General features: G+C 53.4%; 29 protein-coding genes. 6 read left to right on the top strand and 23 right to left on the bottom strand.

All coding sequences use genetic code 11. The features are described 5' to 3' along the window. Position 1: 1 nt before the first annotated feature. Positions 2 to 514, top strand: a complete 513-nt coding sequence (locus tag SMB34_RS03220) for an ureidoglycolate lyase (RefSeq protein ID WP_037987643.1) — start codon at positions 2 to 4, stop codon at positions 512 to 514. 39 nt (positions 515 to 553) lie between these two features. On the opposite strand, the gene SMB34_RS03215 is transcribed toward SMB34_RS03220, so the two are convergent. From SMB34_RS03215 to SMB34_RS03175, 9 genes are all read right to left on the bottom strand, one after another. Next, the gene (locus SMB34_RS03215) at positions 554 to 1,231 is read right to left on the bottom strand and encodes an HAD family hydrolase (RefSeq protein WP_037987642.1); all 678 of its coding nucleotides are present in this window, start codon (positions 1,229 to 1,231) and stop codon (positions 554 to 556) included. Further along, a complete protein-coding gene (locus tag SMB34_RS03210; RefSeq protein WP_240478734.1) occupies positions 1,228 to 2,004 on the bottom strand; it encodes a tetratricopeptide repeat protein in 777 nt (258 codons plus the stop codon). The genes SMB34_RS03215 and SMB34_RS03210 overlap by 4 nt, the downstream gene beginning before the upstream one ends. A gap of 56 nt (positions 2,005 to 2,060) precedes the next feature. Continuing rightward, positions 2,061 to 3,767, bottom strand: a complete 1,707-nt coding sequence (locus tag SMB34_RS03205; RefSeq protein WP_037987641.1) for a DUF4153 domain-containing protein — start codon at positions 3,765 to 3,767, stop codon at positions 2,061 to 2,063. A gap of 143 nt (positions 3,768 to 3,910) precedes the next feature. Further along, on the bottom strand, positions 3,911 to 4,693 hold the full coding sequence (locus SMB34_RS03200; RefSeq protein WP_007088832.1) for a succinate dehydrogenase iron-sulfur subunit: 783 nt from the start codon (positions 4,691 to 4,693) through the stop codon (positions 3,911 to 3,913). Positions 4,694 to 4,718: 25 nt separating this feature from the next. Beyond that, positions 4,719 to 6,515: a succinate dehydrogenase flavoprotein subunit gene (gene sdhA / locus SMB34_RS03195; RefSeq protein WP_007088831.1), complete on the bottom strand. Its 1,797-nt coding sequence runs from the start codon at positions 6,513 to 6,515 to the stop codon at positions 4,719 to 4,721. A gap of 4 nt (positions 6,516 to 6,519) precedes the next feature. Continuing rightward, on the bottom strand, positions 6,520 to 6,903 hold the full coding sequence (gene sdhD, locus SMB34_RS03190; RefSeq protein WP_007088830.1) for a succinate dehydrogenase, hydrophobic membrane anchor protein: 384 nt from the start codon (positions 6,901 to 6,903) through the stop codon (positions 6,520 to 6,522). A 27-nt stretch (positions 6,904 to 6,930) separates the two neighbouring features. After that, on the bottom strand, positions 6,931 to 7,311 hold the full coding sequence (gene sdhC, locus SMB34_RS03185; RefSeq protein ID WP_007088829.1) for a succinate dehydrogenase, cytochrome b556 subunit: 381 nt from the start codon (positions 7,309 to 7,311) through the stop codon (positions 6,931 to 6,933). A 272-nt stretch (positions 7,312 to 7,583) separates the two neighbouring features. Next, positions 7,584 to 8,636: a MaoC family dehydratase gene (locus SMB34_RS03180; RefSeq protein WP_037987640.1), complete on the bottom strand. Its 1,053-nt coding sequence runs from the start codon at positions 8,634 to 8,636 to the stop codon at positions 7,584 to 7,586. Positions 8,637 to 8,722: 86 nt separating this feature from the next. Beyond that, entirely contained in the window at positions 8,723 to 9,601 is an 879-nt protein-coding gene (locus tag SMB34_RS03175; RefSeq protein WP_037987639.1) for an HpcH/HpaI aldolase/citrate lyase family protein, read from the bottom strand. Positions 9,602 to 9,820: 219 nt separating this feature from the next. Here SMB34_RS03175 and SMB34_RS03170 point away from each other — a divergent pair, with 219 nt between their 5' ends. Genes SMB34_RS03170 through SMB34_RS03160 form a run of 3 tightly spaced genes read left to right on the top strand, consistent with a single transcriptional unit; the run spans position 9,821 to position 13,779 of the window. After that, the gene (locus SMB34_RS03170) at positions 9,821 to 11,371 is read left to right on the top strand and encodes an OmpA family protein (RefSeq protein WP_037987638.1); all 1,551 of its coding nucleotides are present in this window, start codon (positions 9,821 to 9,823) and stop codon (positions 11,369 to 11,371) included. Position 11,372: 1 nt separating this feature from the next. Then, positions 11,373 to 12,908, top strand: a complete 1,536-nt coding sequence (locus tag SMB34_RS03165; protein ID WP_037987637.1) for a hypothetical protein — start codon at positions 11,373 to 11,375, stop codon at positions 12,906 to 12,908. Further along, positions 12,898 to 13,779 carry a hypothetical protein gene (locus SMB34_RS03160; RefSeq protein WP_156962629.1) on the top strand — a complete coding sequence of 294 codons (882 nt, stop codon included), beginning with the start codon at positions 12,898 to 12,900 and terminating at the stop codon, positions 13,777 to 13,779. The genes SMB34_RS03165 and SMB34_RS03160 overlap by 11 nt, the downstream gene beginning before the upstream one ends. A 7-nt stretch (positions 13,780 to 13,786) precedes the next feature. Here SMB34_RS03160 and SMB34_RS03155 read toward each other — a convergent pair whose 3' ends face one another. The 11 genes from SMB34_RS03155 to pspA all read right to left on the bottom strand — a co-directional run bounded on the left by SMB34_RS03155 (position 13,787) and on the right by pspA (position 23,005). Then, positions 13,787 to 14,689, bottom strand: a complete 903-nt coding sequence (locus tag SMB34_RS03155) for an efflux RND transporter periplasmic adaptor subunit (RefSeq protein WP_037987635.1) — start codon at positions 14,687 to 14,689, stop codon at positions 13,787 to 13,789. An 8-nt stretch (positions 14,690 to 14,697) separates the two neighbouring features. Further along, positions 14,698 to 14,901 carry a DUF1656 domain-containing protein gene (locus SMB34_RS03150; protein WP_007088825.1) on the bottom strand — a complete coding sequence of 68 codons (204 nt, stop codon included), beginning with the start codon at positions 14,899 to 14,901 and terminating at the stop codon, positions 14,698 to 14,700. After that, positions 14,898 to 16,991 carry an FUSC family protein gene (locus SMB34_RS03145; protein ID WP_037987634.1) on the bottom strand — a complete coding sequence of 698 codons (2,094 nt, stop codon included), beginning with the start codon at positions 16,989 to 16,991 and terminating at the stop codon, positions 14,898 to 14,900. Before SMB34_RS03145 ends, SMB34_RS03150 begins: the two co-directional genes overlap by 4 nt. A 15-nt stretch (positions 16,992 to 17,006) precedes the next feature. Further along, positions 17,007 to 17,414 carry a MarR family winged helix-turn-helix transcriptional regulator gene (locus SMB34_RS03140; protein WP_233421799.1) on the bottom strand — a complete coding sequence of 136 codons (408 nt, stop codon included), beginning with the start codon at positions 17,412 to 17,414 and terminating at the stop codon, positions 17,007 to 17,009. 192 nt (positions 17,415 to 17,606) lie between these two features. After that, a complete protein-coding gene (locus SMB34_RS03135; RefSeq protein ID WP_240478733.1) occupies positions 17,607 to 18,710 on the bottom strand; it encodes a serine hydrolase domain-containing protein in 1,104 nt (367 codons plus the stop codon). A gap of 89 nt (positions 18,711 to 18,799) precedes the next feature. Then, positions 18,800 to 19,132, bottom strand: coding sequence for a hypothetical protein (locus SMB34_RS03130; protein ID WP_037987632.1), 333 nt, complete (start codon positions 19,130 to 19,132; stop codon positions 18,800 to 18,802). A 22-nt stretch (positions 19,133 to 19,154) separates the two neighbouring features. Further along, on the bottom strand, positions 19,155 to 19,724 hold the full coding sequence (locus tag SMB34_RS03125; protein ID WP_051682094.1) for an EndoU domain-containing protein: 570 nt from the start codon (positions 19,722 to 19,724) through the stop codon (positions 19,155 to 19,157). A gap of 102 nt (positions 19,725 to 19,826) precedes the next feature. Further along, the gene (locus SMB34_RS03120; RefSeq protein WP_037987631.1) at positions 19,827 to 21,203 is read right to left on the bottom strand and encodes an ATP-binding protein; all 1,377 of its coding nucleotides are present in this window, start codon (positions 21,201 to 21,203) and stop codon (positions 19,827 to 19,829) included. A 256-nt stretch (positions 21,204 to 21,459) separates the two neighbouring features. Further along, entirely contained in the window at positions 21,460 to 22,038 is a 579-nt protein-coding gene (locus tag SMB34_RS03115) for a PspC domain-containing protein (RefSeq protein ID WP_037987671.1), read from the bottom strand. Next, a complete protein-coding gene (gene pspB / locus SMB34_RS03110) occupies positions 22,035 to 22,283 on the bottom strand; it encodes an envelope stress response membrane protein PspB (protein WP_007088817.1) in 249 nt (82 codons plus the stop codon). Before pspB ends, SMB34_RS03115 begins: the two co-directional genes overlap by 4 nt. Positions 22,284 to 22,339: 56 nt before the next feature. Further along, the gene (gene pspA, locus SMB34_RS03105) at positions 22,340 to 23,005 is read right to left on the bottom strand and encodes a phage shock protein PspA (RefSeq protein ID WP_007088816.1); all 666 of its coding nucleotides are present in this window, start codon (positions 23,003 to 23,005) and stop codon (positions 22,340 to 22,342) included. Positions 23,006 to 23,173: 168 nt separating this feature from the next. Between pspA and pspF the strand changes: the two genes are divergently transcribed. Beyond that, the gene (gene pspF, locus SMB34_RS03100) at positions 23,174 to 24,175 is read left to right on the top strand and encodes a phage shock protein operon transcriptional activator (RefSeq protein WP_037987630.1); all 1,002 of its coding nucleotides are present in this window, start codon (positions 23,174 to 23,176) and stop codon (positions 24,173 to 24,175) included. A 15-nt stretch (positions 24,176 to 24,190) separates the two neighbouring features. After that, complete coding sequence (locus tag SMB34_RS03095; RefSeq protein WP_037987629.1) at positions 24,191 to 24,646, top strand: hypothetical protein; 456 nt, start codon at positions 24,191 to 24,193, stop codon at positions 24,644 to 24,646. On the opposite strand, the gene SMB34_RS03090 is transcribed toward SMB34_RS03095, so the two are convergent. From SMB34_RS03090 to SMB34_RS03080, 3 genes are all read right to left on the bottom strand, one after another. Next, complete coding sequence (locus SMB34_RS03090) at positions 24,643 to 25,776, bottom strand: acyl-CoA dehydrogenase (protein ID WP_037987628.1); 1,134 nt, start codon at positions 25,774 to 25,776, stop codon at positions 24,643 to 24,645. The two genes, SMB34_RS03095 and SMB34_RS03090, sit on opposite strands and share 4 nt — an antisense overlap. Positions 25,777 to 25,845: 69 nt before the next feature. After that, complete coding sequence (locus SMB34_RS03085; protein WP_007088812.1) at positions 25,846 to 26,466, bottom strand: carbonic anhydrase; 621 nt, start codon at positions 26,464 to 26,466, stop codon at positions 25,846 to 25,848. A 142-nt stretch (positions 26,467 to 26,608) separates the two neighbouring features. Continuing rightward, entirely contained in the window at positions 26,609 to 26,920 is a 312-nt protein-coding gene (locus SMB34_RS03080) for a P-II family nitrogen regulator (RefSeq protein WP_007088811.1), read from the bottom strand. Positions 26,921 to 26,922: the final 2 nt, after the last annotated feature.

Here is a 26,922-nt window from a genome sequence, read left to right as displayed (position 1 = left end):
TATGAAACTGAAAGTCGAACCGCTAACCCCCGCGGCTTTTGCCCCGTTTGGCGAGGTGATATCCACCGCCACCGCGCGGGACGAATATAAAATCAATCTGGGTACAACAACGCGGTTTCACGACATATCGCGCGTTGATGTCGGGGACGAAGGTGGCATACCAATCATCAGCATTTTTCGCGGCACACCGCGCCCGATGCCGATTGAAATCAAAATGATGGAACGCCATCCACTGGGCTCCCAGGCGTTCGTGCCTCTAAGCGGTCAGAAGTTCCTGATTGTTGTGGCAGAGGGTTCAGATACCCCTGCCCTCGAAGACCTACGCGCCTTTATCTCGGACGGGACACAAGGTGTGACTTATGCCAAGAATGTCTGGCACCACCCGCTTCTGGCGCTTGAACCAGAAAGTGATTTTCTGATCGTGGATCGCAGCGGCCCGGGCAACAACCTGAACGAGGTTGATCTGCCGATGGTTGATGATACGCCTGCAACGCTTGACTGGCCGCAAACCTGAGAAAACGATCACAAGACATTGCACCCTGATCAATTGCGATCAGGGTCGTTTTGCCAGTCCCTGATTGCCAAGATACCGGTGCAGTTCACTGGAATCACCGACAACATCCTCGGCCCCGGCCTGCATTAACATTTCGGCATCTTGCGGATTTCGATGGCCTCCACCAAGAAATCCGACGGATCGCATCCCGGCCGCCCCGGCGGCAATAATCCCGGCGGGGCTGTCTTCGATCACAAGACAGTTTTCCGGTTTGGAACCGCATTCCCGCGCCGCATGCAGGAAGATATCCGGGGCCGGTTTGCCATTTGCCACTTCCTCGACCGAGAAAATCCGCGCCCCGAAGAAATCAAGCAAACCGGTATTTCCAAGACAGGTATCAAGGCGTGCCAAATCACTGCCCGATGCAACGCAAACCGGCACATCAAGTGATTTCAGAACCGCGTCAATGCCACCAATCGCCCGCAGATCTGTTTCAAAAAGACTTCCGAGCAGATCTTCACATTCTTTCTGATACTTCACGGCGTCAATCGCGGTTGCATGATCATCATTCAGGCTGTCGACCATCCCGGCATAGGACACACCGCCAAAACGGCCCGCCAGGTCATCCGATGAGACTTCAATGCCATAGCCTGCAAGTATCTGAACATCGACGGCAAACGACAGCACTTCGCTATCGATCAGCACCCCATCGCAATCAAAGATGACAAGATTGATCACTGTGTTGCCGCGCCGCCACCCAGATCAAGGGCAAGCAACCGTTTCTGGATTTCCTGTGACAGCACCGCACTTGGCTGCGCCTCAAGGGCACGCTGATAAGCCGCGCGTGCCATTTCGGTTTTGCCCATCGCAAGGGCATTTTCGGCAAAATGCGCAAGATGTTCAGCCGTCGGCATGGCCTTGTTTACAGCCACAAATATCTCTTCTGCTTCCTGATATTTGCCCTGCTTATAAAGCACCAGCCCGTAGGTATCGAGCGCACCGGGATCATCGGGTGCAACCTGCAAGGCACGCTTGATCAGACGTTCTGCTTCACCCAAATTTTCACCACGAACCGCATAATGGAAGGCAAGCCAGTTCGCCGCACCGGCATTCCCCGCATTCGATGCCTGCGTTGCTTCTGCCAGCATGGTGTTGCGATAGGTTTCCATCACCGCCTTGATGGCATCGCTATCAAGGCCATCAACCCATGTCAGACCGACACGGACCGCCTTGCATCCCTTGCCACCCTTTTCCTGACAAAGGGCAACGGATTCTTCAACCGCGCCCAGCACGGTCGCGCTCGGCCCGGCGGCATATTCAACACCGGCCTCGTCACGCGATAGCGCCTTGAAATCGATCATCGCCCGGTATCGTTCGTCAACCGGCTTTTCCGCCGGGCTTGCGAACATATCCTGGGGCTCCCATTTCGCAGAGGTATCGCCGCAGGCCGCCAGCGTTAGAAGGGCCAGGCCCGCAATGAGATGATGTGTCCGGATCAACAAAGCAGTCATTCCCTGATGCTGTTTCACGTGATGACAAAGCATAGCCTGTCCCGATTAGGCAGGCGTTAACGATACTGGCCCCACTGCACCCCACCGATCAAAAGATCGGAATAACGGGGTGAAACCGCTTTGAAATTACCATCGGCAAGATCACGCAACATTGCCGCATGGTCGATTTCGTTCTGGCCATGGAAGAAATTGGTCACAACCTGCCAATCATCATCCGCGACCTCATAACGATAGATATCAACATAATCACGCGCCGTGAAAAGGGCTGCTTCTTCCATTCCATCGCCGTCAAGATCGACCAGCAACAATGCGCACTGGTCCGGGGTTCCTGTGCCTGAACCTTCCTTGCGACAGAAGCGGCGATCATATTCAAGCTGTGCTTCAAGCAATCTGGTTACGGCTTCCCCAGGCACGCGATATTCCGCAGGATAAACCGGAATATTGTCAATTTCGACCATCACCCGTCCGGCATCGGAATCGATATGGCTGCGCAGTTCAGCAAGTGGCGGCACCGTGTCGGGTTTTGCCATGTCAAGTTCAGCAAGTGCCTTCTCGCCCGGCATTCCAAGATTTCGGGCAATGAAAGAAAGATCAGCCGTGTCCCAGTCTGCCATCGACAAAAGACGGCTTTGCTGATTGCGCGCCGAAATGCTGACCGGGTCAAGCAACGGCAGATGTATGATAAAGGCCGTCAGGGCCCCACAAATCGCGATATGGCCAAACGCCCGGCGCAACGATACCGGGGTTGACTGGCGACGGCCAAATGCCGCCACCGAAAGCCATATCGTCGCCATCAAGACAAATACCGCCGCCCAGATCGCATAAATCCGCGATGGGGTCAGTCCGTATTCACGCACCCGGATATAAATCGTTGCCATCGCAATCAGGGCAAAAATCGGTGCCATCCACAATGTAAAGCGAAAGACACGATCACCGATCCGGCCAAACAAGGTTACACCTTCGCCTGCCTGCACCGCCCCAAACAGTAGGTAACTTAACCCTGCTGCGGCGGCCATCACGGTCCACCAGACACCAAATTCCTGATCCAGCAGAACTTCCCAGCCACCCAATGCCGCCGCAATCAGAAACAGGAAAAGCCCCAGAGCCTGAATCGGATAAAGAATGCGGAACATTCCGCCAATCACTTGGCGGACCGGGATCAGAAGCCCCGATTTTTCACGCGCAATGAGGATACCTGTGGCAAAAGCCGCCCCCGAAAGGGGCATCGCAACATACGCCTCACTGATCAGGTCCCAAATCTGGTCGATCCCCACCAGCATAAACAGCGAAGACAAGGCATAAAGAACGGGCCAGACGACACCAACCCCGACCAAACCAAATGCCAATGCCAGCTTGATTGACCAGATTTCGGGCACCAGTGCCGCCCGATCCGGATAGTTTGGTAAAACAGTCGTCTGCAACGGCCCCCATATCCGCCATATGGCGACAGCAAGCCCGACCCAAAACGCCTGACAGGCGAGCAAACCTAAAATGGCGACATCATCGGTATGATCGAACCCGACCAGATGCTGAAATGCCAGCACCTGAAGGGCTGCGAGGGTTGGTAAAACAAACGTCACCGCAAGATCATCACGCAGACGACACACGCCAATGGCAAACCAGCTGCAATAGGCCAGTGCGGCAATAAAGGTCATCAGACTCGCCAGAAGATAGTCATCCTCCCAGCGATAATCGATCAGATACCAGAATGCGAAGCCATATGCCGCGCCGCTAAGGGGGAACAGCCAATGCGCTTTTTTCATCGGTTTGCCTTTGCTCGTGCCCGATTGTTCGGGTCAGGTTGTCTTTATAAACAGTATTAAAACAGAAAAAGCCGCCGGGATCATCCGATCTCCGGCGGCTTTAACTTTTTGTCTTAAAAAGACTTTTTTATGGTCTAAGCCGATCAGGCGCGGCGTTCTGCGATCATCTTTTTGATTTCGGTGATCGCCAATGCCGGGTTCAGGCCTTTCGGGCAGGTATTGGTGCAGTTCATGATCGTGTGGCAACGATACAGGCGGAACGGATCTTCGAGCGCGTCGAGACGTTCACCGGTATATTCATCACGCGAGTCAGCCAGCCAACGATAAGCCTGCAACAGAACAGCCGGGCCGAGATAACGGTCGGAGTTCCACCAGTAAGACGGGCACGCGGTCGAGCAGGAGAAGCACAGGATGCATTCCCACAGACCGTCAAGCTTCGCGCGTTCTTCACGCGACTGCAGACGCTCGCCATCGGGCGGAGTCGGGCTATCGGCCTTCAGCCACGGCTCGATCGAGGCGAGCTGTGCATAAGGCTGCGACAGATCCGGCACCAGATCCTTGACCACCGGCATATGCGGCAGCGGATAGATTTTGACCTCGCCCTTGATGTCCTCGATCGGTTTCAGACACGCAAGCGTGTTGCGACCGTCGATATTCATCGCGCACGAACCGCAAATGCCTTCGCGACAAGAACGACGGAATGTCAGGGTCGCGTCGATCTCGTTCTTGATCTTGATCAGCGCATCAAGAACCATCGGACCGCACTTATCAAGGTCAATGTCGTAAGTGTCGGTACGCGGGTTATCGCCACTGTCAGGATCATAACGATAGATCTTGAAGCTGCGGGTGTTTTTCGCGTCAGCCGGTGCAGAGAACGACTTGCCCTCTTTAACGACCGAATTGGCGGGAAGATTGAATTCTACCATCTCTCAAATCCTCTCTTGCCGCGCCTTAATAGACGCGCTCTTTCGGCTCGATATACGACACTTCATCGGTAAGGGTGAAGTTGTTGACCGGACGATAGGTCAGATCAACGCCATACCCTTTGTCCCAATCGACAGTCGCAATCGTGTGCTTCATCCAGACTTCGTCATCACGCTTCGGATAATCCTCGTGGGCATGTGCCCCGCGTGATTCGTGACGGGCCTCGGCGGAATTCATGGTTGCAGCAGCGCAGACCATGAGGTTTTCGAGTTCCATCGTTTCGACGAGATCGGAGTTCCAGATCAGCGAACGATCCGACACGGCAACATCAGGAAGCGTTGCTGCGGTCGCGGAAAGCTTTTCGACACCTTCCTTGAGAATCTCGGCAGTACGGAACACGCCGCAATTGCCCTGCATGACGCGCTGCATTTCCAGACGGATTTCGGCGGTCGGACGAGAACCCTTTGCCCAACGCAGACGGTCGAAACGTGCAATAGCCTCGTCGCCATCGGTGGTTTTGAGTTCCTTGTAGGATGCCTTGGCATCGACGACTTCGGCGGCGTGCAAGCCACATGCACGACCAAAAACAACAAGGTCGAGCAACGAGTTGGTGCCAAGACGGTTTGCACCGTGGACCGACACGCAGGCCGCTTCGCCGGCCGCCATCAGACCCGGAACGATTGCGTTCGGGTTATCCGCGGTCGGACGCAGGACTTCGCCCTTATAGTTGGTCGGAATGCCGCCCATGTTGTAATGAACCGTCGGCAGGACCGGGATCGGTTCCTTGGTCGCATCAACACCGGCAAAGATTTTTGCGGTTTCGGTAATACCCGGCAGACGTTCCCACAGCACTTCCGAACCAAGATGTTCAAGGTGCAGGTGGATGTATTCGCCGTGTTCGCCAACACCGCGACCATCACGGATTTCCTGTGCCATACCGCGCGAAACGACGTCACGTGATGCAAGGTCCTTCACGGTCGGTGCGTAACGTTCCATGAAACGTTCGCCTTCGGAGTTGGTCAGATAACCGCCCTCGCCACGCGCACCTTCGGTGATCAGGCAGCCAGAACCGTAAATGCCGGTCGGGTGGAACTGAACGAATTCCATGTCCTGAAGACCAAGGCCTGCACGTGCGACCATGCCATGACCGTCACCGGTGCAGGTATGGGCCGAGGTGCAGCTAAAGAATGCGCGGCCGTAACCGCCCGACGCCAGAATGGTCATCTTGGCGTTGAAACGATGGATTTCACCGGTATCAAGATCCCAGGCGACCAGACCTTTGCACGACCCGTCTTCACCCATGATCAGATCAAGGGCGATATATTCGACAAAGAATTCGGCTTTGTGTTTCAGGCACTGCTGATACAGGGTGTGCAGCATGGCATGACCGGTACGGTCAGCAGCAGCACAGGCACGTTCGACCGGCGCTTTACCGTGGTCACGGGTATGACCACCGAACGGACGCTGATAGATTTTACCATCTTCGGTCCGCGAGAATGGCATGCCGTAATGTTCAAGTTCATGAACAGCCGGAACAGCGTTACGGCACATATATTCGATCGCGTCCTGGTCACCGAGCCAGTCGGAGCCCTTGACGGTGTCATACATATGCCACTGCCAGTGATCTTCGGACATGTTGCCAAGTGATGCACCAATGCCGCCCTGCGCCGCAACGGTGTGCGAGCGGGTCGGGAAGACCTTGGTGATACAGGCGGTTTTCAGTCCGGCTTCGACCGTACCAAGCGTCGCACGAAGACCGGCGCCGCCTGCGCCCATAACAACGACGTCGTAGTTATGGTCGATAATTTTATATGATTCGCTCATTGGTTCAGGCTCCGGCAAAAACGATACGCATGACCGACACGATGGCAGCAACCGACAGGAATGCGGCCACAGCCTTGATCAGGAACAGCGATACGATTTCTGCTTTACGGTTGTGCACATAATCCTCGATCACGACCTGAAGGCCGTGCGTGAAGTGCACAGAAACACTGATGATCATCAGGATCATCATGGTCGAATGGAAATACGAGCTCAGCCAATCACGGACTGCATCATAGTCGGCCGTATGGCCAGACAGAATCGATATGATGAACCAGATGCCGAGCGGAAGGTTTGCGACAGCGGTAACGCGCTGGGTCCACCAGTGCGACGAGCCACTTTTAGCAGAACCGAGGCCGCGAACACGGCCCAGATCGGATTGCATTTTCATGACAGGTTTGTCCCCTCTTGCCCGGCCTTAGGCCAGACCGATAATCCAGGTAAGAATGGTCAGCACGATTGCCGCGCCAAAGACGATCGGGTTGCCTTTTCTGGCGCCCTCATTCGTCAGGCCGCGACCGGTATCCCAGACAAGGTGCCGGACACCGTTGCAAGCATGGTAATAAAATGCCGCCGTCCAACCGAACAGCAGCAGCAGACCAAACCACGAGGTGAAAAATGCGTGATAGCCGTCAAATGCATCACGACCAGCGCCGGCACCAATCAGCCAGGACGCCAGAAATACGAAACCAATGGCAAGACCGACACCCATCGCACGGAACGAAATGGACATCTTGGCTGCCATCGGAAGCCGGTACACCTGCAAGTGCGGAGACAGCGGCCGATTGGCTTTGCTCATAGCGGATTTGCCTCTTCTCAAAGTAGCTGGCGGGAAAGCAGGGTTTATTTACCCATGCAACGGGTTTGAGTCAATCTAGACACCTTTGAAATCCAAAGAAATCCGCGACCAAATTCCGTTTTCGCCTCGGTTAAACTACGTAGTTGACCTCTCTTGTGCCGTCTACGACCCGCGGGAAGGGCCAAGGGTTTCCCCTTAATGCAGAAAACGGCGTAACGTGCATTTAGCAATCGCACAATTAGACCTTAATACGCAAGACTGCACCTGCCAGATTATCTGGGAATTAAAACGGTATAATCAAAGTCCAGAAGAACGCCGGAGTCATATTTTCCTTCTGCGTCACGTAACGGGAAGTCAGATGCCTGCCGATCGCGCACCGCAACAAGACGCAAACGAAGCGCACCGATGTCTCGTCGCCCCGGAATTTCAAACTTGTCCAGAACCTCGGACCAGGCAAATACCGTATCGCCGGCAAAAGCCGGATTAACATGCGCACCGGCATTAATCGCAGCAATACGAAAACCGTTGCCAAGCCCGTTAAAGGACAATGCACGTGCCAGTGAAATGATGTGCCCACCATAAATCAGCCGCTTGCCAAACCGCCCGGCACCTGCCGCAACCTGATCAAAGTGAACCTTGGCTGTATTCTGGTAAAGACGGGTTGCGATCTGGTGTTCGGCTTCTTCGATGGTCATGCCATCGATATGATCGATTTTTTCGCCAATCGCATATTCACCCCAACGATGGGATGCCCCGGCCAGCTCAAAATCATAGGCCGACAGATCAAGGCTTTTGGGGATCTGCAATGCCTCTGGCGCAACGACGCCTGGCAATTCAGGAATGACTGTTTCAGGTGCCCGGGCACTTTCATCATGTTTGCGCACCATGACCCAGCGATTGTAATCCAGCACCATCTCGCCGCGCTGATTACGACCGATGGAATTGACGTAAACCACACCGCTCTTGCCGTTCGAGTTTTCCTTAAGCCCGATCACGGTCGATACCGTACTGACCGTATCGCCAGGATAGACCGGCGCGCCAAACACCCCACCGGCATAACCAAGATTGGCAACCGCATTTAACGACACATCTGGCACGGTTTTGCCAAAAACCATATGAAACGCCAGAAAATCATCCACAGGCGCGCGATCAAACCCGATCCGCCGGGCAAATTCATCAGACGACTGCACCGCAAAACGGGAACCATAAAGGCCGGTATAAAGTGCGACATCACCGGTCGTGATCGTGCGTGGTGTTGCGTGGCGCATTTCCTGACCGATGCGGAAATCCTCAAAGTAATTTCCTGGATTTGTTTTCGATGCCATGGTGCCTCCCTGCATGTATGGCGCTTGGTCTGACGAAATGGAATGCCGATGCTTTTCGCGTTTTTTATCCGGCTATGCGACCGGGCTTAAGCCGCGTCCATTTCCGCAATCTGATCGGCCATTGCGACCAGACGCTTGGCCGAAACCACATGCAAATTCTCGATCAGTTTACCATCGACCACGACAACACCTTTGCCCTCTTGTGCCGCTTCCTGATGGGCGGCAATGATTTTGCGTGCCCAGGCAATCTCGCTTTCGGCTGGGGCGAATGCGGTATTAGCAGCCGCAATGGTTTTGGGATGGATCAGCGTTTTGCCATCAAATCCCATTTCACGTCCCTGCGTACAGGATGCGGCGAAGCCATCATCGTCCGAAAGATCAAGATGAACGCCGTCAAGGATCGCAAGGCCATAGGCACGGGCCGCCAGCAGGCAAAGGCCAAGACTTGTCATCATTGGCAAACGATCAGGCGTATGAGCACAGTTCAGATCCTTCGCCAGATCAGATGTCCCCATCACAAAACCGCCAAGACGCGGATGAGCCCCTGCGATTTCCCTGGCATCAAGCATCGCAAGCGGCGTTTCCATCATGCACCAGATACGCATATCCGCATGCGCACCCTGCGCTTCCATGATGGTCGCAACCTGTCGGACCGTATCGGCACTTTCGACCTTTGGCAGCAAAATCGCGTCGGCCGATGTTTTGGCCGCAGCCACGATATCGGCATATCCCCACGGGGTGTTTAATCCGTTGGTCCTGATCTGGATTTCACGTTTTCCATAACCACCTTCTGCCAGCGCGGCAACGATCTGATCGCGGGCAACATCCTTTGCGTCGGGTGCCACAGCATCCTCAAGATCAAGGATCAGGCCATCAGCAGGCAGACTGCGCCCCTTTTCCAGTGCCCGGGCGTTTGAACCCGGCATATATAAAACGGAACGACGCGGACGGGCAGTAACAGCCACAGGACACCTCCACAAAACGTAATTTTTGTACAACACTTAATAATAATCTTTATGAAAATTACCCAAACTCAAAATACGCTTCAAGTCACTTTTGCAGTGCGATATCGGGAACGGGCTGCGGCTTATTATTTAACAATCAGTACTTGCTGATCTTGCGATGATAAAGATAATAGCATTAGAGGGGACTACTACGCACAATAATTGAATCCAGGGGTCAGAATGAAATCGCAACCTGCTAAGGCGTTGGTAGCCGCTTTATGCGCCACCAGCCTTTTAAGTGGTTGCGTTACCAACGGCGGTAACGGCAACTTTCTGAGCACTACGCCCGGGGCAAATGGCGAATGTGAATATAACGAAGCAGCCTATGTAATCGGCGGAGCATTGCTGGGCATCGGTATCGGTCTACTTGCGGGTGGTGACAACAGAGGGGTCGCAACAGTAGCCGGGGGAGCCGCTGGCGGACTCATTGGCAAAGGACTGCAATCGTACCTTCAGAACAGATGCAAAGAACTTGCGGCTGTTAAAAAGCAAATGAAAGAAAGTGATCTCAATGTTCAGGCAGTGAACGCACCTGCACCAAGCAGCTGGGTTAACCCGGACGCATCGTCACCAAAAGAAGGCGAACAAGGCATCATCGTTACTGTTTCTAATGCAATGATGTTTGCCAGCGGCTCATCTGTACCAACAAAGTCTGCCGCTGCTGATCTGCAACAATTGGCAAAGACCTATGCAGGCAAGAACCGAAAGGTTTTGATTATTGGGCACACGGACTCGTCCGGCCCCGAACAGCTGAATCGGACCCTTTCGGAAAAACGCGCACGCGAAGTTGCCAAAATCTTTGAAAGCTCCGGGGTCGGCCTGGCTGATCTGTATTACAAGGGTGCCGGCGCAGATCGCCCGATCGCAACCAACCTCACCGCAGAAGGGCGCACTGCAAACCGCCGGGTTGAGGTCGTCGAACTTGGAACGGAAGAGGGCATCATCGCCTATGATAATTTTGTTGAAAGTGATCCAACTCTTCCCACTCGCGTTGTAAAATCGCAAGATTCACCTGATATTCCCCGGCCTCCTCAAACGTCCAAACCAGCGACGGAAAACAAACCCGAACTCCCCACCAAAACGATACCAACAGTCGCCTCCTTGAAATCTGGCAGCTCAATCGATTTCGGCGGCCTGCCCATTGATAAGTTCGATCAGAACGTGGCTGCTAATGTGGAGAAAAGCCAAGAAGAAAAATCTCTTTTTTCTAATTTGTGGCCGGTCTCTGAAGCAAAAGCCTCCAACGAGGCCGACATGATGCTTGGAACGACTTGCATTAATGACAGTTATAGACCAGTTGGAAGCATCATGTCTCTGGACGGAGACATGCCGGTTCATCGCACATCGGATTATATTCCCGGACTTTACTCGACCTCATGGCATGACACTGTTAACGGGCATCTTATTGGCCTGACCAAGGTGGCTGTCTTGGAAGATAGCGGCCTTGTCGAGAAAGCGCCCGGTCTCTTTGTCTTTGAAAATTACAAGAAAGGGGACCAAGCACCGACCCTTAGCGCCGAAGGCTCTGCAAGGTCCTATATCGGCGCGAACGGCGTGGTCTATCGCGTATTCTTTGACGAAGGTGCATGGCCGGTCAGATGTATCGATACCTTCTTCCCGCGAAATGTGGCTCAACAAGGCCTCGCGCAAGCTCGGGTATATTACGACAAAGATAGCAAAGTCTTTGCAAACGAGATGCACTTGAAAATCGCCAAAAGCACGGAACAATAAAATGGATGAACTTTACGCATTCTTGCTGTTATATCGTGCCATCATTGGCGCAGCTGTCCTTACCGCAATCTTTGTCATTCTTGTCATTGCTTGGTGGGATGAAGTAAAACTGTTTTTCAAGAGCGCTCTCTACAGCTTACCCCTGATCGGTAAGACGCGTCGCTTATCAAAGGATATCTCGGTACGCAGAGATGGCTGGTTTGCATCCGAACGTACTCTTTGTGATGACTTTGCTGGTGACATCCGGCGAATTGCCGCAGATCCCGAAATGTATGACCGCTCCAAAAGCTATCTGGGGAAAGTACAAGAACTGGGCAGGAACGAACTGGGCATCCTCATGCGTGTTCTCCTGATCGCAATGGTATTTGTCGAAGCCCTCGGTTTTGCGTATGTGCTTGCCGGATACACGCTGCCCGGAGCGAGTGAACAGTTACAGGTTCAGGGATCTTTCTTTATCGCCTTTCTCATTTCCTGCGTGTTGGTGTTTCTTACCCACCAATCAGGTCAGGAACTTCACAAGCGAGGCCTGATCAAGAAAATTCGGACCTGGTGGATCCATGACAATGCGGAAGACCGCCCTAATCTTCTGGGTCGCACAAACAAGGTCACACTTGAGAACGATCAGGTGGATGATAACGATCCCGCCTATATGCAAATTCTGCATCGCGTTGACACTAATGCACATGTTACGCCCGGCGCTCCAATGTGGACCATCATCGCCGCGATCGCCATTATCGGTGTCGCAATTGGAGCGACATATGTGCGCTATGAGACCTATCAACAGGAAAAAACTGCGGAAACCATTGGCGCGAACACCTCGCCAAACAATTCCCTTTTCTCGCTTGAAGGCCTAGCGTCTGAAGGGCTTCCTGATGTTTTGACCGAGCCGCAGACAGAAGCCAATAATCAAGCGCACAATGAGCAAGAGGGTGCGCGTGACGCTGCCAACTTGACGACCTATGCCATTTTGGCGACCCTCTTTATCCTTATTCAAATCATGGGTATTGGCATCGGTTATAAAACCGGATTTGCAGGTAAAGAAAGCTCGACCGCACGGCGCATCATTCGCAATTTCCCAAGCAGAACATCTTACGAAGCCTGGTACGAACGCAAACGTGATGCAATTGCGCGGGTCGCGCAAAAACACCTTTCAAACTTGCAGGCACGACTGACCGAGAACGCAACTTCCAATGGTGTAGATAAAACGCATAGAGAAGTTATACAACATTCAGCTGACCGCACCTTTATCGAGCATTACGAACAAACGGAAATCAAGGCAGAGCAATCTCGCCAAAACAGCGAAGCTCGAAAACTTTCGCGTACTGTGGAAAGCAAACTCCAACCATCGGAAAGCATCAAAACGACCTCCGCGCCAGATCCTGTAAACCAGGGCAAGACAGCAGCGGAGAGTCCGGAAGAAATGGAAGCACGCATTCGCAGGGAATTGCTTGCCGAAAAAGAGGCAAAAGAAAAGCATGTCGAAACCGAAGACGAAATGCGTGAACGCATGCGTAAGGAGCTCGGACTTGGATCTTAAACGTTTAGCTCCGAGAACTACACAAAACTTCGGGCCACTTTTTGCCGTCGCAATACTAGTTGGAGCGTTGATTTTTTGGTTCGACCAAAAGACGGCAAATGCCACAACCGCAAAAATCGGCAGTTGCTATCAATTGGTCACACTGGGGGATATTAATCCCCCGGCTGCATCACGCGACTTATATGTACTTGTCGACCAGACAATGACTCTTCCCAAAAAACTCCAAGAAGAAACATATCGAAAAATTATCGAGTTTTTACGCCCAGGGGATGTCATACAGATTATCGGATTTTCTGCAAATGCTGCTGGTTTCTATACTGAGGTCATTCTCAAAGGCATTATAGATAACCGCTTAGGCGATGACATTCGCTATTCCGTCTCCAAGAAAGTTCTGCACCAACTCGATCAGTGCTATCAAGCTCAGGATACCCAAGTGCGTCAATATACCGGACGCGCCTTAATCCACGCATTTTCCCAAGCAACAACAGAACTCCCCAAAACAGAAATTGTTTCCAACCTTGCGGTTGTTGCAAAGGACATTATCGCCAAGTCGGAAACACCTGAAAAATATGTACTGATCGTTTCAGACATGATGGAAAACTCGGACCTCATGTCCCTGTATGGCAATGGCAAGCTCGAAAACCTGCCCATCGATCAGGAAATCAAAAAACTGGGCGAAAAGCTGGCATTTGAAGATATGAGCAACGCCAAAGTATATGTCATTGGCGGAGGCTATCTTGACAATGGCAATTACAGATCATCCTTGGAATTGAAAGCGCTGGAGCATTTCTGGGCAAGCTACTTTGAGCATTCCAATGCTGAACTCAAGCAGTTTGGCACCCCTTCATTGCTGAGCGGAATTGGAAACTAGATCTTCGCTAAAAGACGGATGACCAGAAATGGTCACCGTCTTTTTCACCCAGAACCGTCACCGTCGCACTGCGCCCCGCAACCAGCCGGACATTTTCAGGGACGTTATCAAGCGAAACCCGCACCGGTACACGTTGCGCCAGACGGACCCAGCTAAAGGTCGGTTTGACATTTGCAAGGTTCCCCCCTGCGCCCGACCGTTCACTATCCTGAATACCACCTGCGATGCTGACAACATGGCCGTAAATAGCGTTATCTTCACCCATCAGACGGACTTCGACCTGATCGCCGATTGCGATACGCGGCAGTTTGGTTTCTTCGAAATAACCCGCCACATAAAATGACTGGCTATCGACCAGGGCTGCAATCGCCTGCCCTGCACCAACATAGTTCCCCCGACGTAACGAGAAATTCGTCAGGATGCCATCAACCGGGGCAACAACCTTGGTGCGTGCCAGATTCAAAACGGCAAGATCAAGATCGGCCTTGGCCAGATCCATATCTGCCTGTGCGGTCGCGAGATTGGTTGCAACCTGTTCTTTTTTCTGGCGCGAAACAACGTCGCTATCAAGCCCCCGGTAGCGTTTCACTTCACGCTTGGCCTGATCACGTGCGGCAATGGCACTTTCAAGTTTTGCCTGTGCCTGATCAACGGCCACCTGATACCGGGCTGGATCAATGGAAAACAGCAAATCCCCGGCATGAACAATCTGGTTGTCGGTAACGTTTACCTCATTGACCAGCCCGGCGATGTCCGGCGCAATTGCCACAACGTCGGCACTGACCCGCCCATCCCGGGTCCAAGGAGAATTCATGTAGTAATCATAAAGCTGATAACCGCCAGCAGATGCCGCCAGAACAAGAACAAGCGTCACCAGAACGCGAAGGAAATTGGCAAAAGTCGGTTTCATATCGTCACCTATTGAACAAACAGAGCCGAAAGTGCCGTCAGGATCAGCACGAACAGGGCCAGATCCGTTAAAGCGGGATGCGCGGTTATCTTGTAAAAACCGATCCGCGCAAGGCCGACATGCAGCACTTTCAGGCAGAACCAGGCGCCAAGCGCCATTATCAGAAAGGCGGGTACAAACACGCCGTAAACATCGATCATCGGATTGATCATGCGGTTTCTCCGATCAGGGGTGGCAGATCGGAGACGAATGCCTTATCTGCCGAGCGATCCAGCACCGGTGCGCCCGCGCGGCATAAGGCACGGCGCAGCGCAATCAGAGGGATCAGCAATTTAGCGCGAAGCGGTGTGGGTGAAATTGCCACGACTTCACGCAGGATATTATCGACTTCATCAAGGATCACAGGATCGGGCAGTGCGCCAAAATCTCGACGGCGATTGTCAAAATGACGCGCCATGTTTCGCAAAACCACATCCAGTTTGGTCGCGATCCTTTGATCCGCCAGCGCCTTGAAACGATGCAGGTCATAAATGCTGGCAGCAATCGAGACCTCCGGCATTGACCGGATCAAAGTATCGCGATGGTCTGGTGCCAATGCCAATCTGGGCAAAATCAAACCCTGCCGATCCAGTAAACGGCGGATCATCACCATGCGCGGCAAACGGAGCGTCCCGCGCGCAATAGCACTAATGTCGCGCCAGTTTGACATCACCAGTCGCCGAATGCTGGCATCGACTGTCACGCTGCGCACAAAGGCCGTAACAAGTGCCGCGACAGCAAAACCGGCAAGCGATGCCAGACCGCTATCGAGCAGGGTGGCAAAGTCGCTGCTGTAACTGGTATCGACATTCAGGATCATCACGACATTGACCAGCATCGCCAGACCAAACCCGTATGTCTGCGGGGAAGTCATCAACACCCCCAGCAAAAGGAAATAGGGTGCAAACGCCATAACAAGAAGCGGGAAGCCATCAATGCCGGGCAGAATCGCAAGGCTGTAGATAATCACGACAACAATTGCCATCGCGGTATAACGGATGAAGCCCTTCAAGGCCGGAACCGGATTATCAAGGAACGACATGATACTGGCACCGACTGCTGCCATCATCGCCGCCGTCCCGCCTGCAGGCCATGCCGTCATGATCCAGAAACCGCATACCAGCAAGGTTGCAATCACCGCCGTCATGCCGGACCGGAACGCAACACCATAATCGCGATGCAAAGCCCGCTCCTGCGCACTATCACGCCAGCGATCCACGACGTCGGCTGGAACATTGTCGACACGCAACCCATCCCACAACCGGCAGCAATCGGAATGAAAATTCAAAAGCCGGTGCAAACGATTACAAAGATTAAGCTGCAACAGGCCATCCCATTCCGATGCATTCGAAAACTCGGCACCATATGCGGCAATTCGCGCATGAAGCGCCTGCGCTGACGAACCATCGTAGTGGCCGGTTGCCATATGGATCGCAACATCATCAAGAATGGCCCGCAAATCTTTGGGGATGCTCCCACTGTAATCGACAAGCGCTGTTATTCTGTCATGAACGGCGAAAAGCACAGGCAAAAGAGCGGCTATCGCGCTCTGCAGGGCTTGCAATTGGCGGGTTCGCCCAGCAAATCGGGACTTTTCATATCCCAGATGAACAGAAAGCCCGTGCAATTCACCAATATCTGCCGCGATGCGTGTCCGGTCCTGATGCAACTTTTCAGGATCAGAACCGGCATCAAAACTTAGCTTTGCCAGGTCGGCAATATCGTCCATCCAGCCATCAATCCGGGCCGCGACGACCGGGCCGACATGGCGTGGGAAAATGATATGACTGACCAGTGTGGCACAAATGATGCCGAGCGAAATTTCCTGGACACGCGCGACGGCCGTATCAAAAATAATCCCGGGGTCCGTTACGCACGGAAAACCGACAATCGCCGCGGTATAGCCCGCCAGCATGAAAAGATAGCTCTTGGGCGTCCTGTCCAGTCGGGAAAGATAAAGACAGCCCCCAACCCAAAGTGCGAGCGCAAGCGATAGCAAAACCGGCGCATTTACAAGATTGGGCACCATTACAATCGCCGCAACCGCCCCAATGATCGTTCCGATCACACGATAAAGTGCCTTGGACGCCAGAACACCGGACAAAGGATGGGCAACGATATAGACCGTTGCCATCGCCCAGACAGGCCGATCAAGATCAAAGGCCAGCGCAATGAACAATGCAAGAACCGCCGCGGCAAACGTTTTTGCCGAAAACAGCCAGTCAGCACCTTTGGGACGCAGGGCAAGAATATTTGCAAACATCTTATTCCCCGCACCCTAAGCGTCGCCACCGCGTTGCGCCAGTTTACCAAGCAATTGCTGCATGACATCAAGAGTGGTCGCAAGATTTTCGGGGTCGATATCGGCCGTGAGTTCGTTGCGGATATCGGCAAGAATGATCTCGATCTCGGCGGCTTTGTCTTTACCTGCTGCCGTTAGCGCAACCATTTTGGCGCGCCGGTCGCTCAGATCGCAAACACGCGAAATAAGTCCATCGCGTTCCAGCGCATCAATAACCCGCACAAGAGACGGGCCTTCGACGCCGATTTCATCCGCAATCAAACCTTGTCTTACGGGACCGGCTGCCCGATTGAGAACAATCAGGGGCATCACCATGGTTTGAGACAAGCCGTGCGATTGCAATGTGCTGTCGATCTCGCGACGCCAGCAACGCGCGACACGCATCAACGTGCTTCCAAGACTCAGATAAGGGGTATCAAGATCATTGTTTTCCATGATGCAAAGCATAACAGAGAAATTAGATAGAATTCTAACTATTATAATCCTATCAGTTATGCGCTGTAAGCATAAATGTCCGCCCGCATGCTCGCGATGAACAATTAATCGATTAGTTTCAATTATTTAAATTGCACTGAACTATTGCGCCTTGCCAAACAGGCCCGACAACAGCAGGCCCGTTACAGGTAGCACCTCGTTCAACGCGCGCCCATTGGACAAGAAAACAATCGCGACATCCTGTTTGGGGAACCACGAAAATTCCGCAGAATAACCGAAATAAACCCCGTCATGCCCCCAAACAGGTCCCCAATCGGTTTTGCCGATCATCATGCCATAGCCATAGGAACCTTCGCCGGCGAATAATGTATCCGTCGTGGCCCGCTCCAGCGCGTTCGCGCCCAGCAAAATACCATCCGCAAACAGCGCCCGGCCAAATTTCAAAAGATCTTCTGCGGTTGAAATCACCCCGCCATCTGAAAGCTGATCGCCGACATCAAAATCGGTCACATCCTCAAGCTTGCCATCCCCATTGGCGTCATCAAAGCCGCGCGCAAGATCATCGGGGCGCGGATACCGGCCAAAGGATGTATTGCGCATTTCGGCTGGCTCAAAAATCCGTCGATTGAACACCGCTTCGATGTGATCGCCTTCGACCTGTTCTATCAGGACACCCAGCAGGATATAATTGCTGTTGGACGGTTTATATTGGGTACCGGGCTTGAAATGTGCTTCACGGCCCGCAATCAGCGGCAGCAATTCGCGATTACGCCATCCATGCTGGGGATCGCGCCCGACCAGCTCAAAGAAAAATTCCCCATCCAGATAATCGGGAATGCCTGAACTATTGCGCAAAAGATCACGAACGGTCGCAACATTGGCATTGGCAATCTTGTCGCGGAATTCCGCAGGAAGCCATTTGGCAATCGGATCGGAAAGGTCGATCCGCTTTTCAGATGCCAACTGCAACACAACCACCGCAGTCATCATTTTGGTCAGCGACCCGATATAGAATTGCCTTTCGCGCGTCATGCCTGTGTCGGGATTTACCGACGCATACCCGGTTGCGGCAAAGCGCATCTGACCGTCACCATAACCAATGCCGATTACTGCCCCCGGCAAACCGGCCTGCTCGACATATTGCCGCAAAAATTTGACAAGCGGATCATCGGGCTCGTTTTTTTCCTCGGCATATGCCGCCGACGGCACCGATACTGCGACAAGCAGCAGAAATAATACCGGCACCAAACGCCGCCAAAACCCTGAAGTCACGACTTTGTCCCCACAAAACGTCAAATTTGGTGCCAGCATTGATGATATTGTTTATCGGCTGGTTAACCTGTTGATTGATCTATCTGTTTTATCCATGCGACCAGAGCCGCACGAAATTCCAAAGACGGGACCCAGACAATTTCTTCGTCCTGCTCTTCATATGCCGGGGCAATTTCGCAAATTGCCGCATCCATTTTTAAGATATAGGCATTCATTGCCATCTCCCAATGGTCTTCACTGCCATTGATGATCGCATCCACCCGATCAAGCACGATTTGCGCCCATTCCGGTGCATTCTGAATATCCAGAACAAGACAGGCGGCGATGCGATCATGCCCTTCATCGCCAACAATCCTGCCTGGCCAATCGGGTACCATCATTTCACCGCCTGCCATTTTCAAGCCTCACATTTCACGGTTAACGCAGCGGGAACGCGGTGTTGATGTTTCCGCCATTGACCCCAACCGCGATGTAGAAACGGTTTGAATCGTCGTCACCTTCGCAATACGGCCCCTGTGTAGCCATCACCGGATCTGGTCGATTTTTCCCGCAGACCACCCAGCCGGGTGCTCCCGCCGGACAGGCTTCCTGATTGGCCTCGGCATAAAGGATGGAGTTCACAACCTCATCCTGGGAACAGCTGTCGGGGAACATTGTCGAAATCGACTTCTGAACCCCGTTCTTTTTAAAGGATATATTGTAAATTCCCATCGGGTTTGCTGGCTGGGTGATCACAACATTCGTTATCCCCCCACCCGCAGGATTGTTTCCGCCGGGACGGGAATGGAAACCGACAGCCTTGCCTTTGCTGTTTATCTCGCCACAGAAAACATGATCGCCATTGATGTCGGGCAGCCCTGCATTTGTGATCGCACCGACCGGGCACGCGACCTGAGCCATCGCGGATGTGGCATTGATCATCAACAGCCCGCAAACCAGCAGGATCGCGGCGACAAAAGTATGGGAGAGCTTTGAAAGTGTCGTCATAAACGACCTCCTTTGCCTTGTCCTAGCAGTTCCTGCCGCCACCATCAGGGCTGCGGCATACTGCCCGGAACAGACGCCATCAAACCAGCACTGTGACGCCGCTCAGAGCTGCGAGAATTCCAGCCCGATCCGAAGTGCCAGGACACTCGCAGGTTCAAAACGCATTGGCACGCCACCGATTTTACCGCCATGCCATTGCGCCTTGGTCAGGACGAATGCCCCTAGTGGCAAGGCATGACTGGTGCGGAAATTGACCAATGCACGGATTTCCTTGGGCTTTCGAATGCCTTCATCACGCCACAGGCAGTGATAGGCAAAAAGCGGTGTTCCGCTTCGCCGGTCAAGGAAAACGAACGGCACCTCGTAATGCCCCCAACGCGCGTAATAAAGGCTTTCAAGCCCGACACTCGACGTCAGGAACTGGGTCTGGATCGCGGTTTCCGCCAGTCGGGTGATTGTCGCACTGTCCGCGGCCTTGGCACCGATCAATCCGGCGCGAAGCCCGGGGTGAATCAGATGGACCTTAAATGCCACCGCGCGCTGAAACGGTTTTGCATCCTGATCGACACGTTCCAGCCTGCGCACCAGCCATGCACTTTCAAGATACTCAAGATAACGGCGTAGCGTATTTTTGGCGATATCAAGTTCCCGCGCCAATGTCTCGATCGAGAATTCCGCACCGGTGTTATAGGCCAGCAACACAAACAGACGGTGCAAATCCGATGGATTTGAAATGCCGTGCAACCCGGGAAGATCGGAATGAAGCGATCGATGGATTGCCCCCGCCTCGCCGTCACGATCATGGAAACCGCCTTCGTTGATATAGGCTTCGAACAGGTCGTTAAGCTCGATCAGGCCATCGGGAATATCGGCGGTATAGCGCCCGACATTGGGTGTTTGCGGCAAGACGTCTGACGGCGCGATCCCGCGCTGCTCAAGATATTCGGCGAAACTGAAAGGCGGTAAAAACAAGCTTTGAATATGACCAAGCGCGTTTGGATTGGGTGCCAACGCACTAACCGCAACCACGCGCAACATCGGGTCCGCCACCAGCAATTTTGCAACCCGGTCTTCCCAATCGCGCTGATAGGACACCTCGTCGATAAACAGCCAAAGCGGATGATCTGCCGATATACCCCGCATGGAACGGAGTATTTTTGGCAGTCGCGGCAAATCGATTTCAAGAAACAGCGGGTGCTCAAGCGAGATATAGCAAACATGTCGACGTGGTGTATCGGCATTAAGCAATTCGGCAACGGCCTGCCGCAACATGACGGTCTTACCCACCCCACGCGGCCCGGTTAAAACAACGGCCTTTGTTCCGTCGTTTTTTTCAATTGCGGCCCAGAACCGTTTGAAAAACGCACGCTGCGGCAGATCATGAACCAGATCATCGGTGATGCCATCCCACCACGGATTATCAAGCATCAACCGATGCAGAAAATCCTGTTCGCCCGGATGTTCGATCATGGCCGCCATATCACCCCCCGTTTTGCTGGCAGGCTTTCCCGCCAGATATCGCCAGAGGACACCAAGCTAGTCAGAAAACCTTTAAATTAGGTATAGTGATAAATGCTATTTGGTTATTTTTCAGCAAATAGTTGCGATCACGAACAAAAACAAAAAAAGAAACCGAACCCGTAGAAACAGGTCCGGCTCGAAAGGTGAAGCTGCGGGATAACTCAATATCACTGCGAAGCAGGGGGGATTGATACCGATGTCATCGCAGCATCGACTACGCTTTATCGTTGGGGGAGGTCGAAGCATCATCGTCGCTGCCATCGGCGTCTTTCTTGCCGCTGGCATCGTCTTTTTTCATCTTTTCAAGTTCCGATGCCAGCCGGTAATCACCAGAAGCAACGTAACCTTCCATTGAACCGGTCCGGCGTTCAAGGTCATCGAATTTCTCGCGAAGGTCTTCCATCCAGGGCTCTTCGAAATCGACACCCATGGTCGGGCGCTCTTCTGGCGCGTCGGCATGCGCGGTCGAGGCATTATACGACCCCGTCCGACCGGCCCCGCGAAACTTGCCGCGCAGACCATCAAACCATTCCGGATGATGCACATAGGCCCACGCAAGGGCGAACAGCATCACACCGACAGGGAAGCTGAAAATCAGGATCAGGATAAAGGCGATCAGCACACCTTTGCGCGGGATACCAAACTTTTCGGCAATTCCCCGGGTCGTGCGGCGAATGACGCCACCACACTCCTTGCCGTCCTTGCCCTCACGCCGGAAACGGCAACCGCCATGACGATGTTTATTGTGACCGCGCTGATAGCCGGCACCGGCAGCAGCTTGCTGTGCAGTCATATCCTGTTCCTCCATTCGGCAACCTCGGCATCCAACAGGCGTTCAAGTGTTTCGACACGATTTTCAAGGCGTTCTGCCCGGCCTTTGAGCGTGGCGACGATTTCCTTTTCCTTCGCCACCTGTTCCGGACTGGATTTTTGCTGTTCGGCTTTCATCCGTTTCCAAAGTGTTATGTAGTGAAACACAACCCAAACCGGGCCGACAACGACAACAAACACAATTAACGGTACAGCAATCGCCCACATCTTTGTCAGCTCAACCTTTGTTGCAGCTTATCGCATCGAAACACGCGAACCGCTGATTATTTGTCTTTCTTGACCCGCGCTTTAAGCTCTTTCAGATCGTCCTCGATCCCAAGCTCGGCTTCAAGGTCTTCGAACTGTTCTTCAAGGCTCTGCCCGCGACCAAGATCCCAGGAGTCCGCACCGGCCTCAAGCTCATCAATGCGGCGTTCCATCTGCTCATAGCGCAGCAATGCTTCATCGATCTGACCAGAATGCAGCTTTTCCCGCATCTTGACACGCTTTTCGGCAGTCTGCATGCGGATTTCAACCGCACGCTGCTTGCCCTTGGCTTCGTTAAGCTTGCTCTGAAGCTTGTTCAAGTCATCGTCAAACTTGCCAAGCGTTTCCTCGATCACTTCAAGCTCGCGCTCCAGCACGATGCTCTGATCGGCCAGACGGCGACGCGCCATCAGCGCACCTTTCGCCAGATCATCACGGCCTTTGGAAATGGCAAATTCCGCTTTGCCTTCCCACTCAATCTGACCGTCATGAAGCTTCTTGAGCTTGCGCTCGACCTCTTTCTTATCGGCAATCGCCTTGACGGCGGCGGAACGGACTTCAACCAGAGTATCTTCCATTTCCTGGATCATCAACCGAACCATTTTCTCCGGATCTTCGGCACGATCCAGAAGCGAGTTGATATTGGCATTTACGATATCGGACAAACGCGAAAACACGCCCATTGTCTGATCTCCTTAAAAATACGGGGGACGCAAAAATTCTGATCTCTCTATTTCAAATGCCATGCCAGTTTTGACATCCAATAAAATCAATGACTTAGAATCACTCGCCTTATCCAATTAACTTTTATCGCGACAATTTTGTCTTTTTTCGATAACGTTTTTCGCGAAATGGATAGCTTGCAACCGATATTGGGTGAAGACCCCGTTTTTCTGGCCGCCCTTGAACATGTTTCACGTCTGGCGCCAATTGAACGGCCATGCCTTGTGATCGGGGAACGGGGATCGGGCAAGGAACTGATTGCTTCACGCCTGCACTATCTGTCCCGTCGCTGGGGCGGCCCGCTGGTCAAGGTCAATTGCGCGGCCCTGTCCGAAACCCTGCTTGATACCGAACTGTTCGGGCACGAGGCCGGAGCCTTTACCGGGGCAACCAAACGTCATGTCGGGCGATTTGAACGCGCACATGGCGGCACCATCATTCTCGATGAAATCGCCACCGCAAGCCCGGTGGTGCAGGAAAAACTCCTGCGGGTGGTGGAGTATGGCGAGATCGAGCGGGTTGGCGGCTCCGAAGTGATCGAAGTTGATGCCCGCGTCATTGGTGTGACAAATGAAAACCTGCGCGAATTGGCCAAAACCGGGAAGTTTCGCGCCGACCTGCTCGACCGATTGGCTTTTGATGTCATTGCCGTACCGCCGCTACGCGAACGGTCCGATGACATCCTGCCGTTGGCCGAACAATTTGCGCTTGAAATGACCAAACGCCTGTCCCGTTCGGTCTTTGCCGGGTTTACCCCCGCCGCCGCCCGACAGCTCTTGACCCATTCATGGCCAGGTAATGTGCGCGAATTGCGTAACGCAGTTGAACGAAGCCTTTATCTCGCCGAGGATGACGAAAGCCCGCTTTCGCGCATTGTCCTTGATCCGTTTGCGGGCATCTGGAGCGAAACCGCAGGCAAAACCGAACCTGTCAATACCGAAACCCCGACCTCTCGAAACGATACCGGCATCGACTTCAAATCAGAAGTTGCAACCTTTGAAATTCGCCTTCTGGAAAAGGCACTGGCAGACAATACCAACAATCAGACCGAAGCTGCCAAACAGATTGGCCTGAATTATCATCAGTTCCGCCGATTGCTCGACAAACACAATCTGCTTCCCGGAAAATAGACCCGGAACACAGGAATGTATCAGCCCCGTACCGCGCATTACTGCAAATCCGATCCTGTCAAACGCTGGAATCTGCCCGACAGGGTCTTTTTTGCCTGCGGTGCCTGTCACATTCTCGCACACGCATTTCTTGAACTGCACGCAACAAGCACGATGCAGCCACTCTGGCTCCGACCGTTTGAAGGCTATACCGGCAACCATATCATCGTCATATGGAACGAGTGGGCGTTTGACTATCATGGTTACAGCAAACGTACCGACCTGATCGCCCATTACTTCAAGCGGGCAAGGCAACACTGGCCGGGATGGAATGCTGAACCAACCCTGCTGCCTCGCAACATTCTGATATCGGAGAAAAAATCAAAGGAAATCAAAGGCCTCTGGTTGCGCGAACCCGATCAGTTTCTTCACAACGCGCTGCCCCGTGCCGAACGCTATCTAGATCGATTTGGCCCACCACCCGGCACTTAATCGGCCAGTGATCGCGCGATCACCATGCGCTGGATATCGGATGTGCCCTCATAAATCTGGCAAACCCGGACATCACGATAGATGCGTTCGACCGGAAAGTCCTTCAGATAGCCGTATCCGCCATGAATCTGGATTGCCGCCGAACAGACTTCTTCGGCGATTTCGGATGCGAACATCTTGGCCATGCAGGCCTCGGTCAAACAGGGTTTGTGATCGTCGCGAAGTTCGGCAGCACGATGGACCAGCAAACGGGCCGCATCGATTTTCGTCGCCATATCGGCAAGGCGAAATGCCACCGCCTGATGTTCTATGATCTTTTTACCGAACGTCTCGCGTTCATTGGCGTAATCACGCGCAGCTTCAAATGCGGCACGCGCCATGCCGACAGACTGGGCAGCAATGCCGATGCGCCCGCCTTCAAGGTTCGCGAGTGCGATTTTATAGCCTTGCCCCTCTTCACCCAGCATGTATTCACCGGGCACCCGGCATTCGACAAAGGTGATCTGGCAGGTGTCCGATGCATTCTGGCCAAGCTTTTCCTCGACCCGCGAAACGACATAGCCCGGCGTATCGGTTGGCACGATGAAGGCCGAAATACCGCGTTTACCTGCTTCCGGGTCTGTAACGGCAAAGACAATCGCCACATCACCCTCACTGCCGGACGTGATGAATTGCTTGGAACCGTTGATAATCCAGTGATCGCCGTCGCGCACGGCACGTGTGCGCAATGCGCTGGCATCCGAGCCTGCCTGCGGCTCGGTCAGGCAAAATGCGCCGATCTTTTCGCCACGCGCCATCGGGACCAGATATTTTTCTTTCTGATCTTCGGTACCGAATTTCAGGATCGGCATACACCCGACCGAATTATGCACCGACATGATGGTGGAGGTTGCCCCATCGCCAGCAGCTATTTCTTCGAGTGCCAGCGCATAGGCGACGTGATCCATGCCCGCCCCGCCATATTCTTCGGGCACCAGCATGCCCAAAAAGCCAAGCTCTCCCAATCCGGCAATCGCTTCGGCCGGAAAGGTATGGTGGATGTCCCATTTTGCGGCATGAGGTTTGAGTTCATTTTCGGCGAACTCGCGCGCGGTATCGCGCACCATGATCTGATGTTCTTCCAACCGCATGGCGGTCACCCTCCCAATTGGGCGATGCACCGGCCATGCGATCAGAAGATCGTTTTCATCAGGCCGGGCCTATTCTTCGCCCTGAACAAATTTGTCCTGCTCGGCATCAAAGCGCCACAGGATTCCTTCTTTCATGCCGTACCACCAGCCATGCAGCTTGAGGTCGCCAGCTTCGACCCGTTCCTTGATGAACGGGAACGACATCAGGTTTTGCAGCGAGTTACGGATCGAATGACGCGATACCTTGTCGACATCCGGGCCATGTTCCAGACAGCATTTCGCAATGCTGACCCACTCGCCGATAAAGTCGCGATCCGGCACCTTGCCCGCTTCGCCGTGCTCGACCAGAGCCTCCATACCACCGCACGCCGAATGGCCCAGAATGACGATGTCCCTGACCTTGAGATCACGCACCGCAAATTCGATCGCCGACGACGTACCGTGGTAATTCTCATCGGGCTCATAGGGCGGAACAAGGTTTGCCACGTTACGGATAACAAACATCTCGCCCGGTTCGGCATTGGTCAGGATGGCTGGATCAACGCGGGAATCAGAACAGGCAATCAGAAGAACTTCCGGGCGCTGGCCCATATTGACCAGGTCCTCGACGCGTTCCGGGCGCTGATCATAATACATCGCCTTAAAGCTCTTGAACCCGGCAAGCATCCGATCAACGGTTGGCTTTGACATCTCGCGAAGTCCCCTATTCTGTCATAACGCTGCCGACAAAATAGGACCAAATTGCCCAAGTTGATAGTCCCCATTCAAACCTTTTGAACCGTTCTAAACGTACGATCTCCTTTGTTTCGCAGACAACCAAACCCTGACGTTTCTAGAAACGATCCGCGCGCAGCACCTGACAGTCACTGATCGTGACAACGCCGATATGACGATCCACCACCTCGAACGCGGCTTCAAGCATCCGGTCAAGTTTCTCCGGGCGAATAATGCAGATCACCTGAACCATGCCGCCGCCGCGCGACACGGTATCGTCACGGCTCCAGCTGCCTGACCGCCCCGATCCACCAAGCACCGGCAGCACGGAAAAGCCGGTAACCCCCGCCCCCTCAAGCGCCTGGCGCAGGCGGCTTTCCATAATGGCTTCGATAATGATCGCCACGCGTTTGGCATCATGCTTTTCCATGG

Origin of the sequence: Thalassospira permensis NBRC 106175 (assembly GCF_000714555.1) — a bacterium.
Classification (GTDB): Bacteria; Pseudomonadota; Alphaproteobacteria; order Rhodospirillales; family Thalassospiraceae; genus Thalassospira; species Thalassospira xiamenensis.
Note: the sequence above shows the minus strand (reverse complement) of the source record. Positions and strands in the feature narration are given on the sequence as shown.

Bases quoted from the DNA above. Each gene is read 5' to 3' on its own strand.
- SMB34_RS03095 (WP_037987629.1), top strand. From the start codon at position 24,191: ATGTATCAGCCCCGTACCGCGCATTACTGCAAATCCGATCCTGTCAAA.
- SMB34_RS03080 (WP_007088811.1), bottom strand. From the start codon at position 26,920: ATGGAAAAGCATGATGCCAAACGCGTGGCGATCATTATCGAAGCCATT.
- SMB34_RS03145 (WP_037987634.1), bottom strand. From the start codon at position 16,991: ATGTTTGCAAATATTCTTGCCCTGCGTCCCAAAGGTGCTGACTGGCTG.
- SMB34_RS03125 (WP_051682094.1), bottom strand. From the start codon at position 19,724: ATGACGACACTTTCAAAGCTCTCCCATACTTTTGTCGCCGCGATCCTG.
- pspA (WP_007088816.1), bottom strand. From the start codon at position 23,005: ATGGGCGTGTTTTCGCGTTTGTCCGATATCGTAAATGCCAATATCAAC.
- SMB34_RS03155 (WP_037987635.1), bottom strand. From the start codon at position 14,689: ATGAAACCGACTTTTGCCAATTTCCTTCGCGTTCTGGTGACGCTTGTT.
- SMB34_RS03150 (WP_007088825.1), bottom strand. From the start codon at position 14,901: ATGATCAATCCGATGATCGATGTTTACGGCGTGTTTGTACCCGCCTTT.
- SMB34_RS03200 (WP_007088832.1), bottom strand. From the start codon at position 4,693: ATGGTAGAATTCAATCTTCCCGCCAATTCGGTCGTTAAAGAGGGCAAG.
- pspB (WP_007088817.1), bottom strand. From the start codon at position 22,283: ATGTGGGCGATTGCTGTACCGTTAATTGTGTTTGTTGTCGTTGTCGGC.
- SMB34_RS03180 (WP_037987640.1), bottom strand. From the start codon at position 8,636: ATGGCATCGAAAACAAATCCAGGAAATTACTTTGAGGATTTCCGCATC.
- SMB34_RS03090 (WP_037987628.1), bottom strand. From the start codon at position 25,776: ATGCGGTTGGAAGAACATCAGATCATGGTGCGCGATACCGCGCGCGAG.
- SMB34_RS03085 (WP_007088812.1), bottom strand. From the start codon at position 26,466: ATGTCAAAGCCAACCGTTGATCGGATGCTTGCCGGGTTCAAGAGCTTT.
- SMB34_RS03210 (WP_240478734.1), bottom strand. From the start codon at position 2,004: ATGACTGCTTTGTTGATCCGGACACATCATCTCATTGCGGGCCTGGCC.
- sdhA (WP_007088831.1), bottom strand. From the start codon at position 6,515: ATGAGCGAATCATATAAAATTATCGACCATAACTACGACGTCGTTGTT.
- sdhD (WP_007088830.1), bottom strand. From the start codon at position 6,903: ATGAAAATGCAATCCGATCTGGGCCGTGTTCGCGGCCTCGGTTCTGCT.
- SMB34_RS03220 (WP_037987643.1), top strand. From the start codon at position 2: ATGAAACTGAAAGTCGAACCGCTAACCCCCGCGGCTTTTGCCCCGTTT.
- SMB34_RS03165 (WP_037987637.1), top strand. From the start codon at position 11,373: ATGGATGAACTTTACGCATTCTTGCTGTTATATCGTGCCATCATTGGC.
- SMB34_RS03205 (WP_037987641.1), bottom strand. From the start codon at position 3,767: ATGAAAAAAGCGCATTGGCTGTTCCCCCTTAGCGGCGCGGCATATGGC.
- SMB34_RS03170 (WP_037987638.1), top strand. From the start codon at position 9,821: ATGAAATCGCAACCTGCTAAGGCGTTGGTAGCCGCTTTATGCGCCACC.
- pspF (WP_037987630.1), top strand. From the start codon at position 23,174: ATGGATAGCTTGCAACCGATATTGGGTGAAGACCCCGTTTTTCTGGCC.
- SMB34_RS03120 (WP_037987631.1), bottom strand. From the start codon at position 21,203: ATGGCGGCCATGATCGAACATCCGGGCGAACAGGATTTTCTGCATCGG.
- sdhC (WP_007088829.1), bottom strand. From the start codon at position 7,311: ATGAGCAAAGCCAATCGGCCGCTGTCTCCGCACTTGCAGGTGTACCGG.
- SMB34_RS03130 (WP_037987632.1), bottom strand. From the start codon at position 19,132: ATGGCAGGCGGTGAAATGATGGTACCCGATTGGCCAGGCAGGATTGTT.
- SMB34_RS03115 (WP_037987671.1), bottom strand. From the start codon at position 22,038: ATGACTGCACAGCAAGCTGCTGCCGGTGCCGGCTATCAGCGCGGTCAC.
- SMB34_RS03140 (WP_233421799.1), bottom strand. From the start codon at position 17,414: ATGCGTGTCGCGCGTTGCTGGCGTCGCGAGATCGACAGCACATTGCAA.